Origin of the sequence: Nitriliruptor alkaliphilus DSM 45188 (genome assembly GCF_000969705.1) — a bacterium.
Classification (GTDB): Bacteria; Actinomycetota; Nitriliruptoria; order Nitriliruptorales; family Nitriliruptoraceae; genus Nitriliruptor; species Nitriliruptor alkaliphilus.
In genome coordinates, this window is record NZ_KQ033901.1 from 2,944,124 (window position 1) to 2,966,824 (window position 22,701).

Annotated in this window: 23 protein-coding genes; 5 read left to right on the forward strand and 18 right to left on the reverse strand. The window is 71.6% G+C overall.

All coding sequences use genetic code 11. The annotated features are described in order from the left end of the window. Window positions 1-5: 5 nt before the first annotated feature. The 18 genes from NITAL_RS28550 to NITAL_RS13870 form a co-directional block, all read right to left on the reverse strand. On the reverse strand, window positions 6-722 hold the full coding sequence (locus NITAL_RS28550) for a Rho termination factor N-terminal domain-containing protein (RefSeq protein ID WP_052666833.1): 717 nt from the start codon (window positions 720-722) through the stop codon (window positions 6-8). 195 nt (window positions 723-917) lie between these two features. Then, window positions 918-1,796 carry a Rho termination factor N-terminal domain-containing protein gene (locus NITAL_RS28555; protein WP_052666834.1) on the reverse strand — a complete coding sequence of 293 codons (879 nt, stop codon included), beginning with the start codon at window positions 1,794-1,796 and terminating at the stop codon, window positions 918-920. Between the two features lie 149 nt (window positions 1,797-1,945). Then, window positions 1,946-2,260 carry a hypothetical protein gene (locus tag NITAL_RS13795; RefSeq protein WP_052666835.1) on the reverse strand — a complete coding sequence of 105 codons (315 nt, stop codon included), beginning with the start codon at window positions 2,258-2,260 and terminating at the stop codon, window positions 1,946-1,948. Window positions 2,261-2,271: 11 nt separating this feature from the next. Beyond that, window positions 2,272-2,895 carry a hypothetical protein gene (locus tag NITAL_RS13800; RefSeq protein ID WP_052666836.1) on the reverse strand — a complete coding sequence of 208 codons (624 nt, stop codon included), beginning with the start codon at window positions 2,893-2,895 and terminating at the stop codon, window positions 2,272-2,274. Then, complete coding sequence (gene eutJ / locus NITAL_RS13805; RefSeq protein ID WP_211262405.1) at window positions 2,888-3,781, reverse strand: ethanolamine utilization protein EutJ; 894 nt, start codon at window positions 3,779-3,781, stop codon at window positions 2,888-2,890. The genes NITAL_RS13800 and eutJ overlap by 8 nt, the downstream gene beginning before the upstream one ends. Next, window positions 3,778-4,569: a hypothetical protein gene (locus tag NITAL_RS13810; RefSeq protein ID WP_052666837.1), complete on the reverse strand. Its 792-nt coding sequence runs from the start codon at window positions 4,567-4,569 to the stop codon at window positions 3,778-3,780. The genes eutJ and NITAL_RS13810 overlap by 4 nt, the downstream gene beginning before the upstream one ends. Next, complete coding sequence (locus NITAL_RS13815; protein WP_052666838.1) at window positions 4,566-5,117, reverse strand: cupin domain-containing protein; 552 nt, start codon at window positions 5,115-5,117, stop codon at window positions 4,566-4,568. The genes NITAL_RS13810 and NITAL_RS13815 overlap by 4 nt, the downstream gene beginning before the upstream one ends. 84 nt (window positions 5,118-5,201) lie before the next feature. Next, complete coding sequence (eutM, locus tag NITAL_RS13820) at window positions 5,202-5,483, reverse strand: ethanolamine utilization microcompartment protein EutM (RefSeq protein ID WP_245617738.1); 282 nt, start codon at window positions 5,481-5,483, stop codon at window positions 5,202-5,204. 268 nt (window positions 5,484-5,751) lie between these two features. Continuing rightward, on the reverse strand, window positions 5,752-7,260 hold the full coding sequence (locus tag NITAL_RS13825; protein ID WP_052666839.1) for an aldehyde dehydrogenase family protein: 1,509 nt from the start codon (window positions 7,258-7,260) through the stop codon (window positions 5,752-5,754). Between the two features lie 19 nt (window positions 7,261-7,279). Beyond that, complete coding sequence (gene eutL, locus NITAL_RS13830; RefSeq protein ID WP_052666840.1) at window positions 7,280-7,936, reverse strand: ethanolamine utilization microcompartment protein EutL; 657 nt, start codon at window positions 7,934-7,936, stop codon at window positions 7,280-7,282. Between the two features lie 29 nt (window positions 7,937-7,965). Continuing rightward, on the reverse strand, window positions 7,966-8,877 hold the full coding sequence (gene eutC, locus NITAL_RS13835) for an ethanolamine ammonia-lyase subunit EutC (protein ID WP_211262406.1): 912 nt from the start codon (window positions 8,875-8,877) through the stop codon (window positions 7,966-7,968). An 8-nt stretch (window positions 8,878-8,885) separates the two neighbouring features. Continuing rightward, a complete protein-coding gene (locus NITAL_RS13840; protein ID WP_052666842.1) occupies window positions 8,886-10,253 on the reverse strand; it encodes an ethanolamine ammonia-lyase subunit EutB in 1,368 nt (455 codons plus the stop codon). Window positions 10,254-10,299: 46 nt separating this feature from the next. Further along, window positions 10,300-11,742, reverse strand: coding sequence for an ethanolamine ammonia-lyase reactivating factor EutA (locus tag NITAL_RS13845; RefSeq protein ID WP_052666843.1), 1,443 nt, complete (start codon window positions 11,740-11,742; stop codon window positions 10,300-10,302). Between the two features lie 47 nt (window positions 11,743-11,789). Then, a complete protein-coding gene (locus tag NITAL_RS13850; RefSeq protein ID WP_052666844.1) occupies window positions 11,790-12,080 on the reverse strand; it encodes a EutN/CcmL family microcompartment protein in 291 nt (96 codons plus the stop codon). Window positions 12,081-12,138: 58 nt separating this feature from the next. Continuing rightward, complete coding sequence (locus tag NITAL_RS13855; protein ID WP_083441559.1) at window positions 12,139-13,386, reverse strand: ethanolamine utilization protein EutH; 1,248 nt, start codon at window positions 13,384-13,386, stop codon at window positions 12,139-12,141. 61 nt (window positions 13,387-13,447) lie between these two features. Further along, window positions 13,448-14,839, reverse strand: coding sequence for an ethanolamine ammonia-lyase subunit EutB (gene eutB, locus NITAL_RS13860; protein ID WP_052666845.1), 1,392 nt, complete (start codon window positions 14,837-14,839; stop codon window positions 13,448-13,450). Window positions 14,840-14,851: 12 nt separating this feature from the next. Then, a complete protein-coding gene (gene eutC, locus NITAL_RS13865; RefSeq protein ID WP_052669683.1) occupies window positions 14,852-15,760 on the reverse strand; it encodes an ethanolamine ammonia-lyase subunit EutC in 909 nt (302 codons plus the stop codon). A gap of 245 nt (window positions 15,761-16,005) precedes the next feature. Beyond that, the gene (locus tag NITAL_RS13870) at window positions 16,006-19,035 is read right to left on the reverse strand and encodes an EAL domain-containing protein (protein WP_052666846.1); all 3,030 of its coding nucleotides are present in this window, start codon (window positions 19,033-19,035) and stop codon (window positions 16,006-16,008) included. 219 nt (window positions 19,036-19,254) lie between these two features. Here NITAL_RS13870 and NITAL_RS13875 point away from each other — a divergent pair, with 219 nt between their 5' ends. The 5 genes from NITAL_RS13875 to NITAL_RS13895 all read left to right on the forward strand — a co-directional run bounded on the left by NITAL_RS13875 (window position 19,255) and on the right by NITAL_RS13895 (window position 22,580). Then, complete coding sequence (locus NITAL_RS13875; protein ID WP_052666847.1) at window positions 19,255-19,503, forward strand: hypothetical protein; 249 nt, start codon at window positions 19,255-19,257, stop codon at window positions 19,501-19,503. Window positions 19,504-19,539: 36 nt separating this feature from the next. Beyond that, on the forward strand, window positions 19,540-19,929 hold the full coding sequence (locus tag NITAL_RS13880; RefSeq protein WP_052666848.1) for a hypothetical protein: 390 nt from the start codon (window positions 19,540-19,542) through the stop codon (window positions 19,927-19,929). 62 nt (window positions 19,930-19,991) lie between these two features. Beyond that, window positions 19,992-21,035: a non-homologous end-joining DNA ligase gene (ligD, locus tag NITAL_RS13885; RefSeq protein WP_157041829.1), complete on the forward strand. Its 1,044-nt coding sequence runs from the start codon at window positions 19,992-19,994 to the stop codon at window positions 21,033-21,035. Between the two features lie 28 nt (window positions 21,036-21,063). Beyond that, a complete protein-coding gene (locus NITAL_RS13890; protein WP_052666850.1) occupies window positions 21,064-22,167 on the forward strand; it encodes a serine/threonine-protein kinase in 1,104 nt (367 codons plus the stop codon). Further along, window positions 22,164-22,580: a hypothetical protein gene (locus NITAL_RS13895; protein WP_052666851.1), complete on the forward strand. Its 417-nt coding sequence runs from the start codon at window positions 22,164-22,166 to the stop codon at window positions 22,578-22,580. Before NITAL_RS13890 ends, NITAL_RS13895 begins: the two co-directional genes overlap by 4 nt. The last annotated feature ends 121 nt before the right edge of the window (window positions 22,581-22,701 follow it).

Consider the following 22,701-nt stretch of genomic DNA (forward strand, 5'->3'; position numbering starts at 1 on the left):
GGCGATCAGGTGGCGTCGCGGATGGCCTCGATCAGCTCACGCTTCTGCATGCCGCTGCGGCCCGGGATGTCGAGCTCGCTGGCGCGGGCCCGAAGCTGGGCCACGGTTCGCTTCTCGAGGGGGCCGGTCCCGGTGTCCAGGGTGGTGCCAGCCTTCGCCGCGGCCGAACGGGCCGTTCCCGCCCGGCTCTCGGCGGCCTTCGCCGCGCTGCTCGCCGCGGCCTTCGCCCGGCCGGTCACGTCGGTGGCCGCCGCACCGGTGCGGGCGGCGACATCCTCCGCGCCTCGCTTCGCCGCGGTCGCGGCGCCCTTGGCCTGGTCTCCTGCCGTCGAGGCGTGACGCCCGGCGTCCCCGCGGCGGGGGTCGCTGGCGACCTTGCCGCGCAGCACACGTCCCCGCTCGGCGAGGCTCAGGTAGGTGTCGCGGACGTCGTCGCCGCCGAGGTCACGCACCTTCGAGATCACGTCCTTGGGCGCGCGGCGGAGCCGGTCGGGCAGGGGCTCGTCATCGGTTTCCCGTGCGGCTTCGGCGACCACGTCGCCGAGGCCGACCGCGGCGAAGGGGGCCTCGCGGACCACGTCGCTCTCGGCGAACCGCCGGGCGCGCTCGGCGACCTCCTGGCCAGCCTGCTTGCCCCAGGAGGCGGCTGCCTTGGCCCGATCCTCGGTCAGGTCGATCACCTCGTCGACGCGACGTCGGAACGTGCTGTCATCGGTGGCCATGTGGAGCGCTCCAGGGTTCGAGGACGAGGCTGACAGGTGCGTGCAGCGTGGTGCGGGGCCGAGTATCGCCTCGTACGGCCTCGGGTTCCACCGTCGACGGTCGGTGACCCCGTCCGTATGGCGGGGTTCGTTCGGCCACGGTCGCGGATCCGCGCTGCTTCCCGGGTCGGGCGCGACCGCTGGAGTGCACGACGCTCAGGTGGCGTCGCGGATCGCTTGGGCCAGATCCTTCTTGTTCATGGTGGTCCGACCCTCGATGCCGAGCTCGCTGGCGCGGTTCCGCAGCTGGGCGACCGTGCGCTTCTCGAGGGGACCCGTGCCGACGTCGAGCTTCTCGGCCTGCTCCCCGGTCTTCTTCGCGGCCGCCTTCGTCCTGCCACGGGCCGACGTCGCGGTGCGGGTCGCGGCCCCCTTGACCCGGCCAGCAGCGTCCTTGGCCTTCCCACGCGCCGTGCTGGCGGTCCCCGTGGTGTCGCTCCCGCCTGCCTCATCGGCGTTGCTCTGCTCCGCCTCGTCCCCGCCCGCGGAGGAACGGGTCGCGACGCGCTTGACCTTGCCGACCACCTCCGTGGCCTTGGTGCCCGCCACCTCGGAGGCGTGCTTCACCGAGTCGACGACCTTGCCGCCGAGCTCCTTCGCCTTGGCGCCCGTGCCGTCCGACGCCTCGTCCGACCCGCCGAGGGCCGCGGAGGCGGTGTCGGTGGCGGCCGTGGCCGCGGACTTCCCGGCGTCGCGTACCTGCTCGCCCCGTCCGCGGGCGGCCAGCGCCACGTAGGTCGACTTGGTGTCGGTACCGAGCCGGCTCACCTTCGACGCCACCGCACCGGGGGTGCGGCGCAGCCGCTCGGGCAGCGCTTCCGCCTCCACCTCGCGGGTTGCTTCCGCCACGGTCTTGCCGAGGCCCCGGGCGGCGTAGGGGGCTTCGCGGAGCAGCTTGCCGCGCACCTCGCCGCGCACCTCACCGGTCGCCTGGTCGGCTGCCTCCTGGGTGGCAGCAGCAGCACCGGCGGCACCCTTCTCGGTCACGTCGACGACCTGGTCCTTGGTCCGGCGTGCCTTGCTCTTGGTCGCCATGGAGGGTCTCCGTATCGGGTCGGGGGAGGATCGCTCGTGGCAAGTGTCCGCCCTCCTCCTCCACGTCCTCCACTGCCGGAAGGCCGCCAGCGGTCACGTACGAGGAGCCGCTGACGACCGCTCGACGCGCGGACCGGGCCGTCCAGGCGCTAGCGGTGTTCGTCGAGCACCCGGTCGATGATGCGTTCGAGCTGGGGCGGCTCCGACCCGAGCTCCGCGACCACCGCGGCCCGCACCTCGGCCCGGATGCGACCCCGGTCCGCGGCGGCGACGGTGGGCGCCGGGCCGGATCCTGACGCGGCGGCCGGGGGCGCGTCGCCGTCCCGGATGAGGGTCAGGCCACGTTCGCGGGCACGTTCGCGCGCGATGTCGGTGACGGTGGTGTCGTCACCGAACCGCAGCTCGGTGGTTCCTGCGTCGACGAGGCGGTCGACGTCGTCCGCGGTGATGAAGCGGCGGGGCATGGTCTGCCTCCTCAGGTACGGCCGTCGAGGGACTCGATGGCGTCCACGGCGGCGTCGCGCGCCGCGAGGATGTCGGCCTCGGTGCCGGCCATCCACAGCCGACCGAAACGACCCACCGAGGTGATGTGCATGAGGTTGACCGCCGCGGCCTTCTCGGCCTCGTTGGCGGCGTAGTTGATGTAGGCAGCGGGGGCGCACTCGAGCACCAGCATGGTCTGCCCGGACACCAGCATCATCCCGCGGGTGAACCGGTTGAGCAGCTGTGCCTGGTAGGGGCTGACGTTGGTGATGACCTGCATCGAGGCGATCGTGGGCTTGACCCGATCGGTGACCGCGACGCCGAGCTGCTCGAGGACGACCTCGCCGGCGCGCTGCACGTCGGCCTGCGAGAGGGAGTGGATCTCGAACATGCCGAACTCGCGCTCGACGATCTGCGCCCCCGGTCGCGCGTCGGTCGCCTTGACGGCGATGTCGATCATGCGGAAGACCCAGTTGCCCGGTGCCATCTCGATGTACAGGCTGGCCATGCCCTCGACCGGCAGGTCGCCCTGGGTCACGGTGCCCGTGAAGGACGCGTACTGGGGCTGCATCCGGTCGAGGAAGCAGTAGGCGCGCAGCTCGAACCCCTCAGCCATCGTGGACCTCCGAGTTGCCGAGCGACCAGCGGGCCTGATCGCCGACGTCGTGCAGCGCGACACCGAGGGGGGTGACGAGCAGCGGGTGCGGGGGCAGGTGGACCTCGCGCTCGATGCCGGCCGCGACCACGTCGACGATGCCGGGGAAGGCGGACGTGCCGCCGACGAGGTGGACCGTCTCGACGCGGTGGGGGTCGATGTGCCGGGCGATGATGGTCGCGATCTTGTCGAAGACGGGCCGGACCACCGGCAGGAGCTCGCGCTGCGCGCGATGATCGAGTTTGTGGACCTCCGCGTCCTCGAAGGACAGGCCGAGCGCGCCGGCGATCACGAGGGTGACGTGGGTGCCGCCGGTCGCCTCGTCGCCGACGTGGATCACCGCACCGTCGCGCAGCACGGCGATCCCCGTGGTGCCGCCGCCGATGTCGACGACGGCACCGTCCCGGAGGCTGAGGACCGCGTTCGCCGCGGTCGGTTCGTCGACCAGGCCCGTGCACTCGAGGCCGGCGGCTTCGACCACGTAGCGGGTCGCCCGTACCTCCGAGACGGGGACGCCCGGCGGAAAGGTGGTCGCCGCCGTCTCGAGGCCCACCCCGAGACGGTCCTCGACCTCGGTGACGAGCTCGCGGACGAGTCCGACGGCACCGGCGAAATCGACCACGACCCCGTCGCGGACCACCGAGGCGGCACGGGACACGCCGACCAGCGGGTGGCCGTCCTCGTCGGTGACCATGACGACGACGTAGGCCGTCCCGAGGTCGATGCCCACGCGCAGGCGGCCGGTGGGCCGGTGGTCGAGCCGGGCCGACATCGCCCGGTGCGCTGCCGCCAGCAGGCGCCGCGGCGGCGACGGTGGCGCGACGTGGCCGGCGTCGGGACGGTTCACCAGCGACCTCCCGTCTCGTGGGCCGCGGCGGCGCGGAGCTCCAGGTAGTAGACCGCGGAGGAGAGCCGGTTGACGGCCTGGGCGATCGGGCCCCCAACCGTGCCCGGGTGGTGCTCGGGGGGGAACGCGTCCAGCGCCACGATCTCGGTCTCGCGGACCTGGCAGCGCAGCAGGCCCAGCCAGTGGAGCACCTCAGGGTGCGACCCGTCCGGGACCAGGTGGTCGAGCCCGACCACCTCCTCGGGGTGGTGGCTGGCGTGGTGGAGCGCCGCCTCGTCGAGCCCGGCGATCACCAGCGCGCCGGGTGGCCGCAGGTGGTACTCCGCCGCCAGCAGTTCGCGGCAGTACGCGGCGACGCTGCCGAGGTGCCCCACCAGCTCGGACCATCCCTCGGCACGGGCACGCGCGGCCACGAGCAGCGTCAGCGCCTGCAGGCTGTCCAGCCGGCCGCGCAGGCGGACCCGCAGGTCGGTCTTCGGCGCGAAGAAGCGGCCGTCGAGTTGCGTGAGGTGTCCCGGCTTGTCGCGCACCTGAGCGCCGCAGGTGACGCACGCGGGTGGGTCACCCTCGAACACGACCGGGAACCGCCCCGGGGCGTCCCACGCCGGCTGCTGGTCCGCCCCGGCGTGGACGGTGGTGGGCGCGATCTCGCGCAGCTCCAGCTCCCAGGCGCGGACCAGGTCGTCGGCCGCCGGCGTCAGGCGGACGCCCGGACCGACCTCGACGACGGCCCCACGGCGCACCGTCCCGAGCCGTTCCCGCAGCTCCTGCTCGCTGAGGATGGTCACGCGTCACCTCCCCACTCCGCCGGGTAGGTGACGTACAGGAACCTGGCCCACGACGGGGTCCCGAAGGTCAGCTTCGTCCCCTCGGGCACGTACAGCACGTCACCCGGCCGCCCGACGACGGTGCCGTCCTCGGTGCCGAGGTGCAGCTCCCCCTCGAGCACGAACTGCACCTCGTCGTAGGTCAGCTCCCACGGGAAGCTGCCCTCGCGGAAGCTCATCACCCCGGCGGCCACCGGCGCACCGTCGGCCGCCGTGACCACGTCGCGGAGGCGGACGTCCATCGCGGGTGGGACCGGGAAGGGGAACGCCTCCAGCTCGAGCCCGCGGGTCTCGATGCGCTTGATCGTGCGCGTGCTCCTCGTGCCATCGGCTGTGACGGGCGGGCCCGGGGCCACCCGTCCGCCCGGGGCCGGGGTCAGGGTCACCTCGCGTTCCTGCGCCTCGTCCCGCGCGAGCGGCGTGACGATGGCGCCCTCCTCGACCGTGATCGAGCGCGCGCCGGCGCGGGCAGCGGCACGTACGTCCTCCGCGGTGATGAGCTGCACCATGGCAGACCTCCCCGGGGCGCGTCACCGCGCCACGGCTCGGGGCCGCGTCGGGAGCCGCGGGCGGCCCCGACGACGCGGCCAAGGTCAGGCCTCGACGCTCGGGAGGATCGACTCGACGTCGCCGTGAGGCCGCGGGATCACGTGGACGCTGACGAGTTCGCCGACCCGCCCGGCTGCGGCGGCTCCGGCATCGGTCGCGGCCTTCACCGCACCGACGTCGCCGCGGACCATCACGGTGACGTACCCGCCACCGATCTGCTCCTTGCCGATCAAGGTCACGTTCGCAGCCTTGACCATGGTGTCCGCGGCCTCGACCGCGCCGACCAGACCCCTGGTCTCGATCATCCCGAGGGCGATCATCTGCACGTTCGGCATGGTGGTGCTCCTTCGTCCCTGTGGTGCGTGTTCCGGAGATGCGGAGGCGGGCGCCTCCGCACTGGTCGTCGGTGGTGCGTCGTGGGCGGCGATGGCCGCCACCACACCTCTGCGAGGGCCGCCGGGGCGGGCGTCCTCGAGCGCGCGCACCTGGTCGGCGGTCACGGTGCCGCCGGCGAGGAGGGCACGGACCTGCGGCACGGTCAGGGCCGCGTAGGTATCGGGGGTCAGGTCGGTGTGGGGGGTCAGGTCGGCCACGTCAGCGTCCCTCCGTCTCGGCGAGGACCCGGCGAACCACCCGGGCGATCAGCTCCGCGTCGATCCCGTCGCCGGAGCTGCCACCGCCGTCGACCCGCCCCCGCGCGTCCCCCTGGGCGCTGCGGTCGGCCGACGACCACGCGGCCTCGGGTGGGCGCTGGGTCTCGTAGGCGACCCGCTTGATGTTCAGCACGTGCTGGACGGTGATGTTGTCGCTGACGACCGCGCCGCCGATCCCGCCCGGGGCCAGGGTCATCGACGGGGCGACCCCCGTCGTGCCGCCGATCGCGCCGAACGTCCCCCACGTGTTGACCACCACCCGGAAGGCCGGCTTCTCGAGCCCGAAGGCGAGGATGACGTCCTCGTCGCGTGCGTGGATCACGAGCGAGTGACCGTCTCCACCGAACTTCAGCAGCTCGATGGACCGCTCGCAGCCCGCCCGCCAACCGTCCTCGACGATGAACCCGAGGACCGTGGTCAGCTTCTCGCGGCTGAGCGGGTGGGCGGGACCGACCTCGTCGAGGTCGGCGACCAGGACCCGAGCGTCGGGAGGGACGTCGATCCCCGCCAGATCACCGAGTGCCTGTGGGGACCGGCCCACGTACCGGGGGTCCATCGTGCCCTCGGGTCGGAACAGGCGCCCGGCGAAGATGTCGGCCTGGCTGCGGTCCAACCAGTGGGCGCCGTTGCTCTCCATCTCACGTCGCAGCTGCGCTGCGATCGGACGGTCGGCCACGACGGTCTGCTCGGTGGCGCAGATGGTGGAGTGGTCGAACGCCTTGGACGCCACGATGTCGGCGGCCGCTCGCGGGATGTCGGCGCTGCGGTCGACGTAGGCCGGGACGTTGCCCGGCCCGACGCCGAGCGCGGGCTTGCCGACGCTGTGGGCGGCCTTGACCATCCCGGAGCCACCCGTCGCCAGGATGAGCGAGGTCGCGTGGTGCTGCATCAGCTCGTGGGTGCCCGGCAGGGTGACGGTCGTCAGACAGCTGACGAGGCCGGCTGGCATGCCGGCGGCCTCGCCGGCCTCGGCCATCACCCGGACGGCCTCGGACGTGCACCCGACCGCGGACGGGTGCGGCGCGACCACGATCCCGTTGCGCGCCTTGACGGCGATCAGCACCTTGAAGATCGCGGTGGACGTGGGGTTGGTCGACGGGCTCAGCGCCGCCAGCACCCCGACGGGCCAGCCGATCTCGATGAGCCGGCGCTCGGCGTCGCGGCGGATGACCCCGACGGTGGGCATGTCCCGGATCGAGGCCCACACGTCACGGCTCGCGAACTCGTCCTTCAGTCGCTTGTGCCCGGCGACCCCGTAGCCGGTCTCGTCGTGGGCGGCCTGGCCGAGCCGCGCTGCCGCGTCGAAGGCCGCCGTCGCCATCGCGTCACAGATCCGGTCGACGGTCTCCTGGTCGGCGGTCAGGAAGGCGCGTTGGGCCTCCCTGGCCCCGAGGGCGCAGCGACGAGCCTCCTGCGTCGACCGGAGGTCGATGTCGAGGTCGGTGGCCATGGTCGCTCTTCCGATCCGGTCAGAACTTCACGGGGTCGCGGGCGACGTCCAGCACGGCGTCCTGGAACGCCTGGCACGCCGCCCGACAGGCGCTCTGGGTCCCGGTCAGCAGCCCTCCGGAGAAGTTGGTCTCCGATGGCGGCTCGAACCACACCTTCATCTCGACCTCGGCGGCCTTCAGCGCCGCATCGATCGCGATCGTGGCCTCGATCGGTGGTGCGATCAGGTAGGCCAGCGGGGACCCCTCGGGGACGTCGGCCTCTTTGCTCAGGTAGCTGCCGGTCCTCGAGAGGGTGTGGGCGAAGAAAGCGAGATCGCCGGCCTCGTCGGCGGCGTGGAACCACGCCGACCCCTCGGCGTAGTCGATGCAGGCCGTCAGGCCCGCACGGACCTCGGCGGGGTCGGGTCCGGCGAAGATGCCGATGATCTCGCCCGACAGCGGTCCCGACGCGTGCGCCGAACCGGCGTAGAAGCTCTTGGCGTAGACGACCTCGACCTCGGCGGCCTTCGTCGCCTCGTCCAGCGAGACGTACAGCGAGTCGTCGATGTCGCAGGTGATCATGCCGAGGCTGCGCTGCTCAGGCCGCAGCTTCAGCTCGGCAGCCAGATCGGGGTGGACGTTGGGGATGGTCCGCGCCGAGAGGATCGTCGGCTTGATCGGGTCGAGGACGGCCACGGTGATCCACTCCTGGTTCCGGGACGCCCTCAGGCGTCGTCGTCGTTGGTCGCGCGGCGCAGTTCCTGGCCGCTGGCTCGGTGCTGCAACATCCGCTTGGCGAACTCGACGACGTACGCCCCGGCCTCCAGCGGGTTGGTGCCCCCGTGCTCGGTGATCATGCAGATCAGGTCCCGGTCGGCATCGGTCTTGCCCTCCCCGGGCTGGTAGCCCATGTAGGCGCTGAGCGCGTCCGCGATACCGAGGCCCGGCCGCTCGCCGATCAGCAGGATGACCACGTCGGCGCCGATGATCCGGTTGATGTCGTTCATCAGGCCCACGCGGGCGTTCTCGACGAAGAACGGGGTGCCGAGGCTGATGCCGGCCGACGTCAGCCCCTGTTGGATGACCGGCAGGATGCGGCCGAGGTTGTTGTCGATCGCTGCGGCCGACAGCCCGTCGCCGACCACGATCTGCACCTGAGGACCCTTGGTGCACCGCTCCTCGATGGTCGCCCTGGCCTCGTCGGAGAGCAGGCGGCCGAGGTCGGGGCGGAGCAGGTACTCGGCGCGGTCGGCGACCCGGGTGGTGACCGTGAACAGGTCGGCGGCCTCCTTGGTCGCCTCGTCGACGGTGCCGTAGATGGCGTCCTGGGTCACGCCGTGGTCGGCCTGGAAGAGCAGGAGGGACGCGGTGCGGGGCCGTGGGCCCGACCGGCCGACGCCGAGCCGGGCGGTCGTGGCCGCGGCCAGGTTCTTCAGGCCCTCCGCGTCGTGCGGGTCGACGACCCCGAGGGCATGCCGAGCTTCGGGATCGGTCGGGTCGGGCAGATCGATCACGACCTCGCCGTCGGTGGGCGCGGGCGCTGGTCCGGGAGCGGTCGTCGTCGCGGACGACCCTGGCGTGGAACGGAGCTCGGCGACGACGGCTCGGACGATGGCGTCGATGTCTGGTGTCGGCATGGTCATCCCTACCGCTGGAGGAAGAAGGAGGCGTCACCGGCCGCGTCCGTGAGGCGGCCGTCCTTCATCAGGCCGAGCCCCTCCATCCACGCCTCGAACTCGGGGATGGGCCGCAGGTCGAGCGCCTGTCGCAGGCTCGGGGCGTCGTGGTAGCTCGTGCACTGGTAGCTGAGCATCGCGTCGTCGCCCATGGGCACGCCCATGAAGTAGTTGCAGCCGGCGGCGCTGAGCAGGACGGCGAGGTTCTCGATGTCGTTCTGCGTCGCCCTCGCGTGGTTCGTGTAACACGCGTCACAGCCCATCGAGATCCCGGTGAGCTTGCCCATGAAGTGGTCCTCGAGGCCGGCCCGGGTGATCTGGACCGCGTCGTAGAGGTACTCGGGGCCGATGAAGCCCACCACGGTGTTCACCTGGTACGGGTCGTAGCGCTTGGCGAGCCCGTAGTTGCGCGCCTCCATCACGAGCTGGTCGGCGTCGTAGTGGGCATCCGCCGAGAGCGCGGTCCCCTGGCCGGTCTCGAAGTACATGTAGTTGGGGCCCGCGGTGTTGCAGTACCGCTTGGCCATGTCGTAGGCCTCGTCGAGCAGATCGACGTCGATGCCGAAGCCCACGTTGGCCTTCTGCGTCCCGGCGAGGCTCTGGAACATCAACCCCATCGGCGCACCCCGCTTGAGCGCGTCCATCTGCGTGGTGACGTGGGCCAGCAGGCAGTTCTGGGTCGGGATCTCCCACTTGTCGATGACCTCCTGGGTCATCTCGAGCAGACGGGTGACGCTGCCGACCGAGTCATCGGCGGGGTTGATGCCGATGACGCTGTCGCCCGAGCCGAGCGACAGGCCCTCGTAGATGCTGGCCCGGATGCCCTCCACCGCGTCGGTGGGGTGGTTGGGCTGGTTGCGCGACGCGAGGGTGCCCGGCAACCCGATGGTGTTGTTGCAGTGGGCCGTGATGCGCACCTTCTTGGCACCGAGCACCAGATCGAGGTTGGACATCAGCTTGGTGACCCCGGCGACCATCTCGCCGGTGAGCGCCTTGCTGACGTGGCGGATCATGTCGCCCGACGTGGTGTCGGCCAGTATCCACTCCCGGAAGTCGCCGACCGTCCAACCCTTGATCTCGCCGTAGATGGTCTCGTTGACCGCGTCGTCGATGACACGTGTCACCTCGTCGTCCTCGTAGGGGACGGCCGGGTTGGCCCGGATGGTCTCGAGCGTCATCTCGGCGAGGACGTACTTGGCGGCGACACGTTCCGCCGCGGTGGTCGCGGCGATCCCCGCCTGCAGATCGCCCGACTTCTCCTCGTTCGCCTTCGCGAGCACCTCCTTGACGGAACCGAACTCGTAGGTCGCACCGAACAGCTTCGTCCTCAGGAGCATCGTCGCGTCTCCTCCGCACCGCGTGCGGCTTGGCCAGGACCGCACCTCACCGGGTGAACACCAACGTCTTGACCGACACGGGTACGGCTCGGCCGTCGAGCAGCGGCCGTCCGATGTCGATGAAATCTCCCTCGCCGAGGCCGATCTGATCGATGGTGATCAGCGGCAGGTCCGGGTGGATCGATTGCAGCGTCTGGCCCAGCACCTGGGCGTAGTCCTCCTGGATGACCACGACGAGCGGGACCCCGTCGGGAAGCTGGTGTCGGGCGTAGCCGTCGAGCGCGGTGGCCACGGTGGCGAGCTGGCCGTACTCGAGACCGGTCGGCAGGTCGACCGCGATCGCCACGCGGCCGTCCCCCTCGGCGTCCCACCTGCGGGTGGCCAGCACGATGGCGTCGACGAGGCCGTCGGGGTCGTCGGTCACGTCGTGGACGTCGGGCTCGATGACCGGGAGGTCGCGCAAGGGCAGCAGGTCGGCACGGACCCAGATCGTGGTCCCGGACAGGGTCACGGTCTGGCTGGCTGCACCGATGACCGTCGCGCCGATGGTCTCCGGAGCGGCGCGCACGGACCTCGTGCGCAGCCTCGGTTCGTCGCGCAGCGAGCGAGCGAGCAGCGGTCCGATGTCCCCGAACGAGGCCACGTCGGCCACCGACTCGGTCGGCAGCGACTCGGCGTAGCACCGACCGACGCCACCGGAGAGGAAGAGGATCGGTTCGTCGAGGTCGAGCTCGAGCATCGGGCTCAGCGCGACCGTCCGCAGCAGCGGCGACGGTCGGTCGACGACGAGGTCGACCACCAGCCCGGCGAGCGCGTCGGTCAGCGCGCGCAGCTCGGTCAAGGTCGCCGGGCGGCCCACTTCGAGCGGCGAGCCGATCTCGTCGATGACCGACCGGGCAGAGGAGGTGATCGCCGTGACGACCGCCGAACCGGCGTCGATCTGGACCCCCCGCCCACCGACCATGATGGCCGCCGAGCCGAGGTGACGGCCGGCCCGGAACACGGCGACGTTGCTGCTGCCACCGCCGACGTCGGCGTTGACGACGGTGGTGTAGTTGTCGGCCGACCACGCGGCCGCACCCGACCCGCGACCGGCGATCTGCGCCTCGAGGTTCGGACCGGCGACCGTGACCACGAAGTCACCTGCGAGCCCGGACAGGACACGCAGCACCTCGTCGGCGTCCCTCCGCAGCGCGGTCTCGCCGGTGATGATGACGGCGCCGGTCTCGACCTCGTCGTCCGCGATCCCCGCTGCGGCGTACTCGGCGCGGACCAGGTCGGCCAGGCCTTCCAGGTCGATCCGGTCCGGACCGAGCAGCGGGGTGAAGTGGACGCGTCCGACGTGCTCGACGGCACGCGCGTCGACCTCGATCCGGGGTACGAGCCCGACCCGCGCTGCGTTGCGTAGCTTCAGGCGCGAGAAGACCACCTGCGTGGTCGTCGTGCCCACGTCGATACCGACGCTGAGCATCTCGCGGGTGGACCGCATCGTCGGTGTCCGTCCTGTCAGGTCGGGAGCACGTGGACCGTGTCCGGTCAGGCCTTGCGGTAGGTGACCTCGCCGTCGAACTCGAGCGAGTCGATGACCCCGACGATGGCCGCGTCGGTCGGTGTCCCTTCGGTCCGCGCCGTGAACCGGGCGGCGCTGCCACGGACCACGAGCACGAGCTCGCCGGTGCCGGCGCCGACGGTGTCGACGGCGACGAACGTGTCGCCATCGACCTCGTCGGAGGGGCTGGCAGGACGCACCAGCAGGAGCTTGCCGCCGGTCAGGCGGTCGTCCTTCGCGCTCGACACGGCCGAGCCGACGACGCGGGCGATCAGCATGGTGCGCTCCCTCGAGCGCCGGAGGAGCGGCGAGGTCGCCGCCCCCCGGCATCGGTGGTCACGGGCGGGTGGTCGGGTCGGTCGGGTCGGGTCGGGTCGGGTCGACGGGGTCCGGTCGGAGCGCCGGGTCGGGGGTCCCCGGCTGCTTCGGGTCGGGCTGCCGCGGAGAGGTGGCCGCCTCGGTAACGCCGACGGTGGTGACCGGCTCGCCGTCGACGGCGGGGTAGCGCATGCGGAAGAACAGGAGGGCGACGGCGACGGCCGAGAACCCGGCGACGAGCTTGCCGACGATCATGGGGAAGATCATCGAACGCTCGACCGCCGCGGTGAAGCCGAGGTGGTCACCGAAGGTGAACGCCGCGCTCACGGCGAAGGCGCAGTTCAGCACCTTGCCGCGCGAGTCCATCTCCTTGAGGATCTGGAACATGGGGATGTTGTTCGCCAGAGTCGCGACCATCCCGCCGGCGGCCTTGTCGTTCATGCCGACGACCTTGCCGACCCTGGACAGCGGCTTCTCGGCGAGCTTGATGATGACGTAGACGGCCGGGAACGCGCCGAGCAGCATCATCCCGATGAACCCGACGATCTCGATGCCGTCCATCGGCGAGGCGAGCTCCCACCCGGCGGGCATGACCTGCGTCTCGGTCATGAACTCGAACACCGCGATCGCGAGCCCGATCGAGATCAGCGCGATCAGTCCCTTGCCGAAGATCAGGAACCCGGAGGTCATCCGGTCGGGGAAGCGCCAGAGCCCGAAGGCGATCAGCAGGGACGCGATCACGATCGGGATGAGGTTGGCGAGCACCATCCGGACGTCGAACCCGGCGACCAGACCACCCACCAGCACACCGAGCGGGATGGTGATCATGCCGGCGAGGACGCCCTGCGCCAGGAAGGTGCGGTCCTCCACGCGGATGATGCCGAGCGCGACGGGGATGGTGAACACGATGGTCGGGCCCATCATCGCGCCCAGGATCAGACCGGCGAGCAGACCGGCGTCCGGGTCGATGGCGAGCTCTAGGGCGAGCGGGTAGCCACCCATGTCGTTGGCGAGCAGCGTGGTCGCGAACATGGACGGGTCCGCCCCGACCGCCGTGTACAGCGGCACGATGACGGGTTCCAGGATCCGCGCGAGTACCGGCGCGAGCGACACCACGCCGACCATGGCCAGCGCCAGCGGTCCGAGAGCGTTGAACCCCTCCTCGAACGGCTCGCCCAGCCCGTACCTGTTGCCGATGGCCCGGTCGATCGCACCGAGCACCATGAAGATCATCAGTACCCAGACGATGATCTCGTTGATATCCACGGTCCACCTCCTCCACCGCCGGTCCGGCGGTCAGCGTCCTGGTCGTCCTCCCTCCAACGCGTCACCCAGCCGGCATCACCTCCGGGGCATCCCCGAGGAACACCGTGGGGTCACCAGCTCGAGCGGTCAGCCGGCCGTCGGCCCAGAGGCCGAGCTGTTCCATCCACGCCTGGAACGGGGGCGTCGGCGTCCGGTCCAGAAGTTCGCGCAACGTGGCGTCGTCGTGGAAGCCGGTGTCCTGGTACGACAGCATCACGTCGTCGCCCATCGGGATCCCCATGTAGTAGCAGGACCCCGCCATCGCCAGGAGCATCGTCGCCGTCTCCTGGTCGTTCTGGTCGGCGTTGGTGTGGTTGGTGTAGCAAGGCGCCATGCCCATCGGCAGGCCGGCGAGCTTGCCCATGAAGTGGTCCTCGAGGCAGGCGCGGATGATCTGCTTGCCGTCGTAGAGGGTCTCGGGACCGATGAACCCCGAGACGTTGTTGACCATGAACGGTGCCCACCGGCGGCCGTAGCAGTACGTCCGGGCCTCGAGCGTCATCTCGTCGACGCCGTGGTCGCTGCCGACCGCCATCTCCGAGCCCTGTCCCGTCTCGAAGTAGAGGAGGTTCGGTCCGCGAGCCGTCCCGAGCTTGGCGATGAGCTCCTGAGCCTCGTCGAGCAGGGCCGTGGTGACGCCGAACGAGTCGTTGGTGTCCTCGGTGCCCGCGATGCTCTGGAACAGGACCGAGACGGGAGCCCCCCGTTCGACCGCCTCCATCTGGGTGGTGACGTGCGCCAGGATGCAGGTCTGGGTCGGGATGGACCAGGCGGTCACGAACGCGTGGATGCGTTCCATGAGCTCGGACGTCTTCTCGACGGTGTCCTCGGCCGGGTTGATGCCGATGATCGCGTCACCCGAGCCGTAGCTGAGCCCCTCCATCGTCGACGCGAGGATGGCGGGCCACCGGTCCGTCGGGTGGTTGGGCTGGAGTCGGAACGACAACGTCCCCGGCAGCCCGAGCGTCGTGGCAGCGGTGCCGATCACGCGGATCTTGCTGGCGGCGTAGACCAGGTCCATGTTGGACATCAGCTTGGCGACACCCGCGACGGTCTCCGCGGTCAGTGCGCGACTGAGCCGGAGGATCGCTGCGCCGTCGGTGTCGTGGCTGAGGAGGTGCTCGCGGAGCTCCCCGAGGGTCCACCCCGCGATCTCCGCGAAGATGCGGTCGTTGATCGCATCCTCGACGACCCGCGTGACCTCGTCCTCCTCGTAGGGGACGGTGGGCTCGGCCCGGATCTCGGCCAGGGTCAGCTCGCTCAGCACGTAGCGGGCGGCGATGCGTTCCAGCGCGCTCTCGGCCGCGATGCCGAGCATCTGATCGCCGGACTTGACCTCGTTGCTCTTGGCGAGGACCTCGCGGACGGACGTGAAGGAGTACGACCGACCGTGGAGCGTCGCGCGGTGCGGCACGTCGATCCCCTCTCAGGTCGTCGCGGCTGCCGGGACGGCGTCGGGGTCGCGGGCCACCCCGCTGGCGCGCGCGTCGAGCACCTTGCGGATGAGCTCGACGAGGTAGGCCCCGGCCTCGAGCGGGTTGGTGCCGCCGTGGTCGGTGATCATGCAGATCAGTTCGCGGTGAGCGTCGGTCCGCCCGGGGCCCGGCTGCCAGCCGAGGTAGGCGCTCATCGCGTCGGCGATCCCGAGACCGGGACGTTCCCCGATGAGGATGACCACCACGTCCGCGCCGACGATCTCGTTGATCTCGTTGATGATCCCGACCCGGGCGAACTCCACGAAGAACGGGGTCCCGACCGTGATGCCGGCACCGGTGAGCCCCTGCACGAGGACGGGCATGACCGCGGGCAGGTTGTGCTCGATGGCGGCCGACGACAGCCCGTCGCCGACGACGATCTGGACCTGCGGCCCCTTCGTGCACCGCTCGGCGATCGTGGCCCGTGCCTCCGGTGTCAACCGTCGGCCGAGGTCGGGGCGCAGCAGGTACTCGGCCTTGTCAGCCGGCATGGTCCGGACCGTGAACAGCTCGAACCGGTCCTTGAGTTCCTCGCTCACCTCGCTGTGGATGGCGTCCTGGGTCACGGCGTGGTCGGCCTGGAAGCGCAGCAGCGCCGTCGTGCGTGGCCGGGGGCCCGCTCGGCCGGTCCCGAGGCGCGCGGTCGTCGTGGCCATCAGCTCGGCCAGGCCCTCGGGGTCGAGGGGTCGGTCCAACCCCGGGATCCGGCGAGCCTCCTCGGAGGTGATGTCTGGCAGATCACGGCGGTCATCGCCAGTCGTGTGGCGGGTCTCCCCGTCCGCCGGCGGTCGCCCCGCGTGGTCGATCTCGGCGCGTACCGCCGCGACCACCGCCCGGACGATCGCTTCGTGCTCTTCCACCGCTGCCCCGGTCCGCGCCGACCACGGCACGACGACCATGGCTGACGCTTCGTGAGCCGATCGACACCGAGGTGGTGCCCACCCGCTCGGACCCCCTAACGATGGTCCGTTCGGAGGTGGACGGCAAGGGTCCAAGGCCGCAGATGTCCGCGAACGTGCGCCAGCGACGGTCGTGCGGTGACCTGCCGCTCACGTGGGGCCTCGGGGCCATGACCTCGTGCTCTACCGCTCGACCCTGGGACCAGCTAGGGGGTGGAGGTCGAGGTGCAGCGGACCTCGCGGCCGAGCGTCCGGGATGCGAGCGCCTCGACCAGCGCCACCGCGTCGTCGAGCGGTTGGCTCTCCGCGTCGCCGAACAGCTCGATCGTCCAGCCGGTGCCGTCCGACTCGGTCTCGGTGAGCAGGATGACGTACTTGTTCCCGAGTTCCGCGAGCAGCGCCCGTTCGGCCGGGTCCGCGCTGGGGTCGTCCACGTGGACGTGGAACCCGCGGCCGGTGCGCAACGCCGCGGCGGTCGCCGGGAAGTCGGCGACCACGTAGACCTGCTCGTCGAGCGGTGGGAACGGCGTCACGCCGGGTGACCGCCGCCGTACGTTGATCGCCCGGATGTGCATCGTGGGAGAGCCGGGGGGCACCTCCGACAGCAACCAGCGGCTGAGATCGAGCAGCGTCACGGCGGCGTCGCCGATGGTCTCGAGGCGTTGCGATGCCGACCTCGTCCCGAGCATGCTGCGCCACCGGGTGACGGCAGCCATCGTCGCCCCACCGCGGTCGCCGGTCTGGCTCGCGCGGCGGCGTCGCGGTACCGCGACGCCGGGGTCGGGATCGGACGTCCCGGGGGTGGGCACGTCCGGACCGAAGGTGATCAGCGGCGCGCCCGTCCGTTTGGCGCGGTACTGGGCCGCGTCCGCGCGTCGCAGCAGCTCGCTCGGGTCGGCTTCCCCGGCCCGGACGACGGCGAACCCGGCCGACAGGCGCGGCTGTGGCGGCGGACCGTCGCCGAGGCGCGCGCGGATGTGCTGGACCAGCGTCTCGATCCCGGTGCCGTCCCCGGGGACGACGAGGCAGAACTCGTCCCCCGCGAGCCGAGCGGCGAGCGCGCCGGGGTGGGTCAGCGCGGTGCGTGACAGCACGTCCCCGACGCGCACGAGCATGGCGTCACCCTCGGCGTGGCCGAACTCGTCGTTGACGTCCTTCAGCCCGTCGACATCGAGCATCAGCAGCCCGACCTCCGTCCGTGCCGGAGCCTCCGCCAGCAGCATCGTCAGCCGCTGTTCGAGGAGCCGCCGGTTCGCCAGACGGGTCAGCGGGTCCTCGCCGGCGAGGCGCGACAGTTGCTCAACCTGCTCGGTCCCCTGGATCGCCAGCCCTACGACGTTGGCGATGGCGCTGACGAACGGGGCGTCGGCCATCGTGAACGGTGGGTCACCCATCGCCGTCGTGGCGTAGACCTCGCCCCAGGTCGCGCCACCGATGACGATGGGGATGGCGGCGCTCGAACCCTTCTCGAGGCTGTGGAGCAACCGCCTCTCGCTCTTGTGGATGGAGCCACCGTCCGCGAGCTCGATGTGGATCGCGCGGTCCATCAGCCGTGCGGCGGCCACGGGGAAGTCGCTGAGGTCGTAGACCTCGTCGGTGGGACGCCGCTGTTCCTGTGGCGCGAGCTCGCCGACGTTGACGAGGGTCCGGAGGCACGCCTGGTCGCGTTCCAGTCGCGAGATCGACACCGATGCTGCGCCGAGGGCCGTGCGAGCCTCCTCTGCGGTGACCTCGAGCACGTCCTCGAGCGAGCCGGAGCGGCCGATCGCCTCGGTCAGGGCCGTGAGCGATCTGAGACGTCGGCCGGCCTCGTCCCGGTGGCGCAGGCGGCGCTCGAGCCCACGGAGCTCGGCGGTGACCGACGGGCTCGGCCGTTCGTCACGCCACCAGGCCTCGAGACGCTGACGGAGTCCAGCCGCGACCGTGGCCTCGAGCACCGCGAGGGCATCGTCGAGGGTCCGGCCGTCGGCGTGCGCGCGAGCCAGGTCGCGGGCGGCCGACGCGAGGGCACCGAGGCACGCTCCCGGCACCACGGAGGGGCGGGCTGCGAGGGCGTGTGCGAGCTCGGTCGCGGGGGTGGAACCGGACCGTGGGTGGAGGAGTTCGACGAGGCGCGTCGGTCGATCGGTGAGGGAAGCCAGGACCGCTGCGGTGTCGGCCTCGCGGCGGTCGAGCTCGGAGGCCTCGGCGAGCAGGACCGCGAGGGCCATGGCGTCCGAACGCAGCTCGGCGGTGTCCGGGGCGGTCGCGGCAAGGACCGACGCGGTGGCGAGCGCCAGTTCGGTGACCTCCTCCGACAACCCGTCGAGCCTGCCCGGCGACGTGTTGGCGTCGGACGTCGCAACCGGCGGGGGCATCAGGACGAGCTGTTCCGGGCGCGCTGGCCTCGCGAAGTGGTAGCCCTGCCCGTAGGTGCAGCCCCACGCGGTCAGGGTGCGTGCCTGCCTCTCCGATTCGATGCCTTCGGCGACGACGCGCAGCCCGAGGGCGTGCCCCAGCCCGATCGCCGCCTGGACCATCAGCGCTCGACCACGGGGCGCGTCGGACAGCTCGCCGACGGAGGCGACGAAGCTGCGGTCCAGCTTGATCGACCGGGCCGGGGTCGAGGCGAGCAGTTCGAGGGAGGCGAACCCGGTCCCGAAGTCATCGATCGAGATCTCGATCCCGAGGTTGGTCAGGGATGTCAGCGTCGCCTCGGCCAGGCCGTCGCCCTCGAAGGCGGCCGTCTCGGTGACCTCGAGGACCAGCGCGGACGAGGCCAGCCCGGTGACCTCCAGGGTGCGCTCGACGACCTCGACGAACCGGTCGTCGCGGAGCTGGTGCGGCGAGACGTTGACGTGGATCTGCAGGTCGCGCAGCTGCTCGTCGCGGCGCCACGCGGCCAGCTGGGCGCACGCCCGGACGAGCACCTGGGTGCCGAGCGCCGCGATGAGACCGGAGTACTCCGCGACGCGGATGATGCTCTGCGCCCCGTCGAGGGCCGGGTGCCCCGGGTCGTCGAGCCGGATCAGTGCCTCGACCGCGACCGGACGCCGCGTCGCCAGGGCGAGGATCGGTTGGTAGGCGACGTGGAGGGAGCCCGAACCGATGGCGTCGGCGAGGCTCGCCGCCTCGCCGTCGGCGGCACGCCAAGGCTCCGGGGTCGCCCGCCACCGCGCGAGGGCCGTGGTCACCAGATCCTGGAGCGGGCGTGGCAGCGGGACCGCCGTCGCAGCGGTGGTCTCGGACGCGGCCATGCCTCTCACCCCCTCTCCGTACCGGGCTCCCGTCCGGTCGGCCGCCCAGCGTGGTACTTCAGGGTTCGTCGGGACGTCACGGCCCGGCGCGCTGACGCTAGCGCTGGGCCTCGTCGGTGGCGAAGGTTCGGCCCAGCACCGTCGGGTGGGAGGGGACCTTCGCCCGTACCGGGCGCCGCCCGTCGGGAGGAGCGTGGGAGACGTCGAGAGGACCCCGTGATGGTGCCCACCCTGCCCCGCACCGGCACGTCCGACACCGGCACGCTCGGCACCGACGGCACCCTGCCGGACGAGGCGATGCTCATCGACGCCGCGCTGCCACGCTTCGACGTCACGCTCGTGCGCAGCCTGGTCGTGGACGCGGACGTGCCGGCCACGCGGGCCGCGCTCCTCGCCCTCGATCTGATGACGGTCAGCACCCCGCTCATGGACGCCGCGTTGACCCTCCGGACCCTCCCCGCGCGGTAGACGGCCTGGCGCGAGGGCAGCCGGTACCCACCACCGGTGGAGCCGACCGAGCTGACGTTCGCCGACGAGGACGGCCCGGGCCTCCCGGGCTGGCTCGCACTCGGTCAGCGACCGGGACGTGAGCTCGCGTTCGGCGCCATCGGGCAGTTCTGGCGGGCCGACATCGCCTGGTACGACGTGTCCGGCATGACCCTCGCGGACTTCGCGGCCTTCGACGAGCCCGGCTGGGGGCGTACCGCCGCCAACTTCTCCCTGCGGCCGTACGGAGAAGGTCGCACGCTGTTGACCTACGAGGCCCGGACGGCGACACCGGACCCGGCCACGACCCGCCGGTTCGCCCGCTACTGGGCCCTCGTCCGCCCGTTCGTCGGTCACATCATGGGCGCGGCGCTCCGTGCGGTCCGTGATGACGCCGAGCAGGGATGAGTTCGTGACCTGCGATCGGTCCACCCTGCGAGGAGACCAGTGGAGGACCTAGGTTGTCGGCCATGGCGAGCGCGAAGAAGGCCGGTGGGCTGGTGGTGGACCTCGCGGGGCGCGAGGTGACCGTCTCCAGCCCCGACAAGGTGTTCTTCGACGAGCGGGGCGAGACCAAGCTCGACCTGATCCGCTACTACGAGGCCGTGGCCGATCCACTCTTCGCGGCGATGGGGGGTCGGCCCGTGCTCCTCGAGCGGTACCCGAACGGAGCCGGTGGCAGCTCGTTCTTCCAGAAGCGGGTGCCGAAGAACGCGCCCGGTTGGCTGACCACGACGGTCGTCGGCACCGTCAACGGCACGACCTCGGACGCGCTGGTCGCGGCGGATGTCGCGCACGTCGCCTGGGCGGTCAACCTCGGTTGCCTCGGCTTCCACGTGTGGCCCCAGACGGCGGACGATCCCGACCACGCCGACGAGCTGCGCATCGACCTCGACCCGCAGCCTGGCACCGACTTCGACACGGCCCGCGGGGCGGCGAAGGAGCTGCGCACGCTGCTCGAGGAGGTGGGACTCATCGGCTACCCGAAGACGACGGGCAAGCGGGGCATCCACGTCTACCTGCGGCTCGCGCCGCGGTGGGACCACTACCAGGTCAGGTCCGCGGCGGTGGCGGTCGCCCGCGAGCTCGAACGTCGACGTCCGGACCTGCTCACCGCCGCGTGGTGGAAGGAGGAACGGGGCGAGCGCATCTTCGTCGACTACAACCAGAACGCGCCGCACAAGACCGTCTTCGGCGCGTGGTGTGTCCGGGCACGTGCGGGAGCGCAGGTCTCGACGCCGTTCGGCTGGGACGAGCTCGACGACGTCAACCCCGACGAGCTCACGATCGCGACCGTGCCGGAGCGGGTCGCCGAGCGGGGCGATCCGTGGGCGCCGATGTACGACGAGCCACAGTCGCTGGAGCCCCTGCTGGCGATGCACGAGCGCGACCGCGAGGCTGGGCTCATGGACGCGCCCTGGCCGCCCGTCTACCCCAAGATGCCGGACGAACCCCCTCGCGTCGCGCCGAGCCGTGCCAAGCAGGCGGCCGACCCGCCGGCCGACCGAGGGTAGGGGGCGCCGAACCGGTTAGCGTGCGTCCATGGTCATGCAGGCGGGCGACACGGTCGCGCAGCGGTGGAAGCTCACCGAGCGCGTCGCGACCGGGGGCATGGGCGATGTCTACCGCGCGCACGACCGACGCCTCGAGCGGCAGGTGGCGATCAAGACCCTGCGCGCCGAGGGCGACGTCGCACGGCAGCGCTTCGACGCCGAGGTGGCCGTCCTCGCCAAGCTCCAGCACGCCAACATCGTGCCGCTCTTCGACGCGGGTGAGCACGACGGGGTGCCGTTCCTGGTGATGGCGTTCATCGACGGACCGACCTTGTCCGAGGTGGTGGCCGACGGTCCGCTGGCGCCCGAACGGGTCGCGAGCATCGGTGCCGAGCTCGCGGGGGCGTTGCACTACGCCCACGGTGCGGGCGTCGTCCACCGCGATGTCAAACCCGGCAACGTCCTGTTCGACGCGCGAGGGGTCGCCCGACTCGCGGACTTCGGCATCGCACGTCTGGCCGACGTCGCGGGCGTCACCGCCACCGGTGTGGCGATGGGCACCGCGGCCTACATCGCTCCCGAGCAGCTGACGCGCGACCTCGAGGTGGGGCCACGGGCCGATCTCTACGCGTTGGGGCTGGTCCTGCTCGAGGCGTTGACGGGGGAGCGGGAGTTCGACGGTCCGGCCACGGAAGCGGCGCTCGCCCGACTGTCGCGTGATCCTCACATCCCCGAGACCCTGCCCTCGGGGTGGCAGCAGCTCCTCGGGGGCCTCACCGCGCGGCGTCCCGACCAGCGGCCGACCGCGAACGAGGTCGTGGCTGCCCTGGCGGACATCGACGGGGCGCCTGACAGGACGCGGACCCTGGAGCTGGCCGCCGACGGCGCCGGGACGACGACCGTGATCGAGCAGGACACCCCGACCGTCACGGCCCGCGGCCCGGTCGGCGATCGCGGAGGTCGCTGGCACACCGGTGGCCGACGACTGGCGCCCTACGTGGCGATCGGGGTGGTCAGCTTCCTCGCGGCCTGGGTGCTCGTCGCCGGGCCGGACGCACCCGAGGAGGTCACCGGACCCGACGGACGCGAGGTCGAGCTCCCGGCCGAGCTCGAGGACGCGCTCGAGACGCTCCACGAGACGGTGCAGCCGTGAGGCCGCACCCGGCGTCGTGGTCGCTGCTCCTCGCGGGCTTCCTCCTCGCCGGCTGCGGATCGGCGGCCATCAGCGAGGAGGCCAGCACCGAGCTCGTGGCGCTGGTCGACGCGACCTGGGACGCCGCGGAGGTCGGGGATGCCGAGAGGGCGTCGGGTGAGCTGGACAGCCTGCGTGCCAGGGCCCGCGACCTGCACGAGGACGGCGAGCTCGAGGAGGGACGCCTCGAGGAGGTGCTGGCCGCGGCGGACGAGGTCGAAGCACACCTCGGTCTGCTCGGCGAGCAGGAGCCGGTGGAGTCCGACGACGACATCGACGACGATGACGACGACGACGACGACGATGACGACGATGACGACGACGACGGGAAGAAGAGGGGGAAGGGCAAGGGCAAGGACAAGGACAAGGACTGACGCGGCCGGGTGGCCGCCTCGCGCCGAGGATCGGCCCTGGCGTCCTCGGCGGGTTCGGGGGACACTGGCTTCGGGGGCGCTGGACGTCGGGTGTCCGCGACTCGATGAACGGGTGGGGGCC